This window comes from Pseudomonas sp. P1_F1_2 (genome assembly GCF_056405815.1).
In genome coordinates this window covers 22684-28974 of the sequence record NZ_JBFUBK010000086.1, presented here as the reverse complement: position 1 = coordinate 28974, position 6291 = coordinate 22684, and the positions used below count along the sequence as shown (strand labels likewise).

Here is a 6291-nt window from a genome sequence, read left to right as displayed (position 1 = left end):
GGTTTACGACTGCTGCGCAGCCGGACGCAGCCTCGCAGGCTCGGCAGCTGCTACACAGGGCTTTATGAACGTCAAAAAAAAAACGCCCCGAACCAGTCGGGGCGTTTTTTGAGGATGCGGCCTCTGATCAGTACAGGTTAGCGAACCCCGTCCTGACGCAGTGCAGCAGGTGTGAAGTCGCTGGTGGTAGCGGTGAAGCCGAAGTCATACGCCGACTTCTCTTCGTTCTTCATGCCCAGCGCCAGGTAGCGACCCGATTGCAGGTCGTACAGGGCTTCCAGGGTGTACCACGGCACTTGCACGTTGTAATACTGCTGGGAGTGAGCTTCCGCCACACGCCACAGCTGATTGCGACCGTCATAGTGATCGATCACAGCGGCTTGCCAGGTATCTTCGTCGATGTAGAAGTCACGTTTGGCGTAGATGTGACGCTGGCCTTCCTTCAAAGTAGCGACCACATGCCAGACCCGACGCAACTCGTAACGCGACAGGTCCTGGTTGATGTGACCGGCCTTGATGATGTCGTCGTACTTCAGGCTCGGCGAGTCGAGTTTGTAGCTGTCGGAGGCGATGTACATCTCTTTTTTGCCTTCGAGCTTCCAGTCGTAGCGATCCGGCGCACCGTTGAACATGTCCAGGTTGTCGGAGGTACGCAGGCCATCCGCCGCGGTACCCGGCCCGTCATAGGACACTTGTGGTGCACGACGCACACGACGCTGACCGGCGTTGTAGACCCACGCCGAACGCGGTTCCTTCACCTGATCGAGGGTTTCGTGCACCAGCAGCACACCACCCGCCAGACGTGCCGGCGCGGTCACTTTCTGCTTGAAGTAGAACAGGATGTTGCCCGGGTTTTTCGGGTCGTAGTCCTTCATTTTGTCGCGGAACACGAACTGATCCTGGAAGTACACCAGGCTGTACGAGCCGTTCGGCTGTGGCGTGGCCTGGGTCACCAGACGGGTCACACTGCCGCCGCGATAGCGGGTGATGTGGTTCCAGATGACTTCCACACCGCTTTTCGGAATCGGGAACGGCACAGCGGTTTCGAAGTTTTCCAGACCGTTGCCACCGGACACCAGGGTGGTAGTGGTGGCGTTCTTCTTGATGGCGGCGAACACGTCATCCGGCACGGTGGAACCACGATGGGACGGATAAACCGGCATCTTGTAGGTGTCCGGGTAGCGCTTGAACATCGCGTACTGGCCCGGGGCAAGCTTTTCCTTGTACTGGTCGACGTTCTGCGCCGTGATGGTGAACAGCGGTTTTTCACTGGCGAACGGGTCGGACAGGAAACCTTTGCTGTCGACGGTGCCGGCGTTTTTCGGCATTGGTTTCCAGGCCGGGATCGAACCGTCGGCATTACCCGCCATCTCGGCCCCCATCGGGGTCAGGCTCTTGCCCAGTTTGTCGGCTTCGGCCGCAGGGACCGCCGCCATCACGCTCGTCGCCAGCAGCGAAAGCCCCAGAACACCAGCATGGAACAGACTCTTTGTTATTTTCATATGTGTGTTCGTCCTGAAAAAACAGTGCTTAGAAGTTCACGCCGACGCTGAGCGCAACAAAGTCGCGGTCATCTACAGTGGTGTACTTGCCGTCGAAGAAGTTGGTGTAAGCCAGGCTCGCGGTGTAGGTGTTCTGGTACTCGGCATCGACACCCAGGCTCACCGCTTTACGACCTTCCTCAAAGTTGCCGCCAGGACCTGGCGAGTAACCGTCTACGTCGTGGGACCAGGCCACGTTAGGCTTGAGGTTCACACCGGCGAACACGTCGTTGTATTCCCAGATCGCACGACCGCGGTAGCCCCACGAAGTCGCCGTGGTGAAGCCATCGCTGTTGCAGTTGCGGCTGCGGTTGTTGGTGGCGGTGCCCGGACCGGCGCCGTTGATGGTGCTGGTGTTGAGTGCCACGCACGTATTGACTGCGCCAGTGGCTGGCAACATGCCCGGACCATAGACCGGATCGCGGCCATAACGGACGTCGTCGGTACTTTCCAGGCCGCCGACGTGCGTCACGCCCACTTCACCGACCAGGGTCAGACGGCTGGCGCCCATGACCTGATCAAAGAAGTGCGTCAGGGTGGTCTGGAACTGGGTGACTTCTTTACGGTTGTACCCGTGCAGATCTTGACCCGGAGCCGCAGAGAGCAACGAAGCGTTACCCAGTGCGCCGCCCAAAGGACGTACACCGGCGAACAGGATGTCAGTGGAGTTCAACTGCACCGGCGCGTTTGGACGGTAGCTGAGTTCACCTTGCCACGCGGTACCGGTAGGCAGGGTGGTGGAGAAGCTCAAGCCATAAAGGCGAATGTCTTCAGGGTATTCGATGAAGTACTTCGAGTTACCGGCCACCAGCAACGGGGCGAGTGCGGCGAATGGGCCTGGCAGTGCAGCCGCCGTGTTGTAGACCGACTGAGGTGCACCGGTGGCGCTGAAGATCGGCGCACGGCTGTGGTAGTTCATGAAGTAGGCGCCGAACTCGGTGTCCAGCGGGTCGAACATGTACTTGAAGGATGCGCCCCACTGGCCGCTGTCCCGTGCGTCGCGGTCGCCGCCGCGCTGAACCAGTACACCTTCCTCGTCGACGTTGACACCGTTGGCAGCCAACGGGCCCAACGCAATGGCTGGAATCTGCGAACGTTTGTTCAGCACGCGCAGGTTGTTGTCGCAACCGTCGGCCACGATGTCTGGCTGAGAGAAGAACGTGCCGCAGTTATCGACGACGGTCTGGTCCCATTCCAGTTGGTAGAAGGCTTCAGCCGACAGGTTCTCGGTCAGGCTCTGCGACACGTAGAACATGTTGACCGGGATCAGGCCTTCCTTGATCTCGGCGCCTGGACGACGGAACGCGGACACGTCAATCGGGTTGATCGAGTTGATGCCGCCGCCGATGAAGGTACTTTCACCCCAGCTCACCACCTGCTTGCCCAAACGCACGGAGCCCGGCTGATCGGCAATGGAGTAGTTGTGATAGACGAAGGCGTCGAGGATTTGGCCGCCGGAAGATTTGGCGCCCTCCTTGCGACCGTCGTTTTCGACGTTCTTGAATTCCAGGTCTTCGTCTTGCAGCGCGAAGTCGTACCAGTATTTGCCCCGGACAAACACGCCGGTATCGCCGTATTTCAATTCGAGGTCATGGATGCCCTTGAAGATCTTCGAGAACGCTTGCCCGCTCTTGAAGTTCAAGTGACCGTCATCGGAGGTCTGTGACAGGCCGTGCCCGCCGTTGTTCACGCCAATCAGATTCTTGTTCGGCTGTTGGGTCGAGACACTCATACCCAGGGAGAGCGACGAATCGAACTGACCTTCGATTTCACCAACGTTGAAACTGACGCCGAATGCAGGCCCGGCGAGCGTAGAGGCGAGACTGACCGCCAGAGGCAATTTCGCCCGGCGCCAGAACGTGTTTACTGATGTCATCGACGCTACTCCATGTGCATTATTGTTATGGCAGTGAGTACTTCTAAAAACGTTGTGGGTGACGGGGAACCAAGGCGTCCCGAAGTCACTCCAAAATTGAATCGCCCCGTTTGTACGTGAGCTCCGTTCTTAAAAATCCTTGAGCGGACTATAGCCAGCAGGTAGTAGAGCTTGATCCCTCTAAAGTGTGATTTGCAGCTGCCAGCCACTCTGGAACAGTCCTTTGCCAGTCCGACACCTGTCGGCACGGCAAGGATGGCTGAAAATCCGGATTACACAAGCCAAGCGCTTGCTTGGTGGGCCTGGCGTGCCCTTTCGGGCACACCGGGAAACGCTTAAAGCGTCGAGAGGAAGGCGCTGTTATTGGCCTGCCATTCAGTGATGTCGAGGCGGATGCGCTTCTTGTCGAGCTTGCCGACACTGGTCTTGGGAATTTCAGTAACAAGGGCGATCTGGCTCGGGATCGCCCACTTGCTCAGGTGCCCCAACTCCACGAATGGCTTGAGGTGTTCCTTGAGTTCCCGGGCCCCAATCTCATACCCCTCGCGGATCACCAGCAGCGCAAACGGCCGCTCGCCCCACTGCGGATCGGCGATGCCCACCACTGCTACTTCACGTACCGCCTCGTGACGACTGATCAAGTCTTCAAGGTCCAGCGACGAGATCCACTCGCCACCGGTCTTGATCACATCTTTGATGCGATCACGAATGTCGATCACGCCCATGCTGTCCAGCGTCGCCACGTCGCCGGTATGCAGCCAGCCCCCGGCCCACAGCTCGGCGCCCTTCTGCGGCTCGTTGAAGTAACCCTCGGTCAGCCATGGCGCACGCAGCACGAGTTCGCCCTGGGTTTCGCCATCGGCGGGCAGGAAATTGCCGTCGGTGTCGACGATCGCCGCCTCGACCAATGGCCCCGGCACGCCGGCCTTGATGCGATAGGTGGTGCGTTCGTCTTCGCTACCCGCCATCAACTCATCGTTGAGGTGAGCACACGACACCAGTGGCCCGGTTTCCGACATGCCGTAAGCGGCCGTCAACTGAATGCCCTTGGCCTTGGCCGCGTCGTACAGGGTGCGATTCAGTGCGCTGCCGCCGATGACAATTTTCCAGCCGCCGAAGTCCGTGCCTTGCGCCGCTTTGGCATTGAGGACCATTTGCAGAATGGTCGGCACGCAGTGGGAAAAGGTGACCTTCTCCTTTCGCCACAGCTCCACCAGGTATTCCGGATCGTAACGGCCCGGATAAACCTGCTTGAGCCCGAGCATGGTCGCCACATACGGCAAGCCCCAGGCATGCACATGGAACATCGGGGTGATCGGCATGTACACGTCGTTGGTGCCCAACAGGCGCACGCTGTCGATGGCGCCCATGATCGTCGAGACGCCCATGGTGTGCAGCACCAGTTGCCGATGGGTGAAATACACACCTTTGGGATTACCGGTGGTACCGGTGGTGTAGAACGTGGTGGCGACCGAGTTTTCGTCGAAGTCCTGGAAGTCGTACTGCGTACTGGCCGCTGCCAGCAATTGCTCGTACTCGCCGACCAGGTTGGGCAGGTCGGCGGTCTTTTCCGGCAGGTCGGTGAGCAGCAGGGTTTTCTCGACCGTGGTCAGGTGCCCGGCAATCGCCTGGTACAGCCCCACGAACTCGCTGTTGACCAGCACAAAGCGGTCCTCGGCATGGTTCATGGTGTAGAGGATTTGTTCCGGCGACAGGCGCACGTTGATCGTGTGGATCACCGCGCCGATCATCGGGATGGCGAACATGCATTCCAGGTATCGATGGCTGTCCCAATCCATCACCGCCACGGTATCCCCGGCCTTGACGCCGGCTGCCGTCAACACGTTGGCCAGCCGCGCAACCCGCTCGATCAGGGTCGGATAGCTGTAGCGCAACTGGTCGCGGTAGATGATCTCGCGGGTTTTCTCATAACGAGCGCCGGACATCAGCAGCCGCTTGATCAGCAGCGGATACTGGTAAGCGCCTTCGGCTGGGGGGATAACGCGAGTCTGCAACATAAGAATCCCTTTTCTGACTGCACGGTGTTGGCTGAATGTTAAGCACTCTAGTGCCCTTCCATGACAGCCAAATCAGCCAAAGGAATGATTTGCAGAGCCGATCAAATGCTAGCTTTACGCCAGCATTTGTGGGAGTTCGATGTCAGTAACGCGCCGGCGCGATCAATGCATCTCGGTGAAAGCGAGCTTCACGCCGATGGCAATCAGCACCACGCCCATGGTCCGGTCGAACCAGTGGCCCATGCGGGCGAAGCCGGCGCGCACACGCTGCTGGCTGAACAGGCGCGCCACCAGGCAGAACCACAACGCAGTCGCCGCCGCCAGATAAACCCCGTAACCGGCTTGCACCGCCAGCGGCGTGTGCGGGTTGATGACGACCGTGAACAGCGACAGGAAGAACAGCGTGGCTTTGGGGTTCAGACCGTTGGTCACGAAACCGGACGTGAAGGCGCCACGTGCGGTGCGTTCGCCGGCCTCCTTGTGCAGATTGTCATCGACCGCTTTGGCCGGTTGCGCACGCAGGGCCTTGTAGCCGATGTACAACAAGTACGCGGCAGCGGCCCATTTCAGCGCGTTGAACAGCACGATCGACTGGGACACGATCAGACCGATGCCGAGCAACGAATAGCCGACGTGGAGGAAAATCGCCGTACCGACACCCAGCGCCGTCCAGGTGCCGGCGCGACGACCATGGGTCACGCTCTCACGCACCACCACGGCAAAGTCCGGGCCGGGACTGGCCACGGCCAACAAGTGAATCAGGGCAACGGTCAAGAATTCTGTCCAGTACATCGGGGCTCCTTTGGGGGCAGATCGGTCGAAATGAAAAATCCAGGCTGACAACATCCCTGTAGCA

At 59.4% G+C, this 6291-nt stretch carries 4 protein-coding genes; all 4 read right to left on the bottom strand.

Translation table 11 applies throughout. From position 1 onward, the window contains the following. Positions 1-137 precede the first annotated feature (137 nt). The 4 genes from AC1D2P_RS22325 to AC1D2P_RS22310 all read right to left on the bottom strand — a co-directional run bounded on the left by AC1D2P_RS22325 (position 138) and on the right by AC1D2P_RS22310 (position 6227). Positions 138-1502 carry a DUF1329 domain-containing protein gene (locus AC1D2P_RS22325; protein WP_109787842.1) on the bottom strand — a complete coding sequence of 455 codons (1365 nt, stop codon included), beginning with the start codon at positions 1500-1502 and terminating at the stop codon, positions 138-140. Positions 1503-1530: 28 nt separating this feature from the next. Further along, on the bottom strand, positions 1531-3417 hold the full coding sequence (locus AC1D2P_RS22320; RefSeq protein ID WP_109787841.1) for a DUF1302 domain-containing protein: 1887 nt from the start codon (positions 3415-3417) through the stop codon (positions 1531-1533). Positions 3418-3752: 335 nt separating this feature from the next. After that, the gene (locus tag AC1D2P_RS22315; RefSeq protein ID WP_109787840.1) at positions 3753-5435 is read right to left on the bottom strand and encodes a fatty acid--CoA ligase; all 1683 of its coding nucleotides are present in this window, start codon (positions 5433-5435) and stop codon (positions 3753-3755) included. Positions 5436-5597: 162 nt separating this feature from the next. Continuing rightward, complete coding sequence (locus AC1D2P_RS22310) at positions 5598-6227, bottom strand: LysE family translocator (protein ID WP_109787839.1); 630 nt, start codon at positions 6225-6227, stop codon at positions 5598-5600. Between the last annotated feature and the right edge of the window lie 64 nt (positions 6228-6291).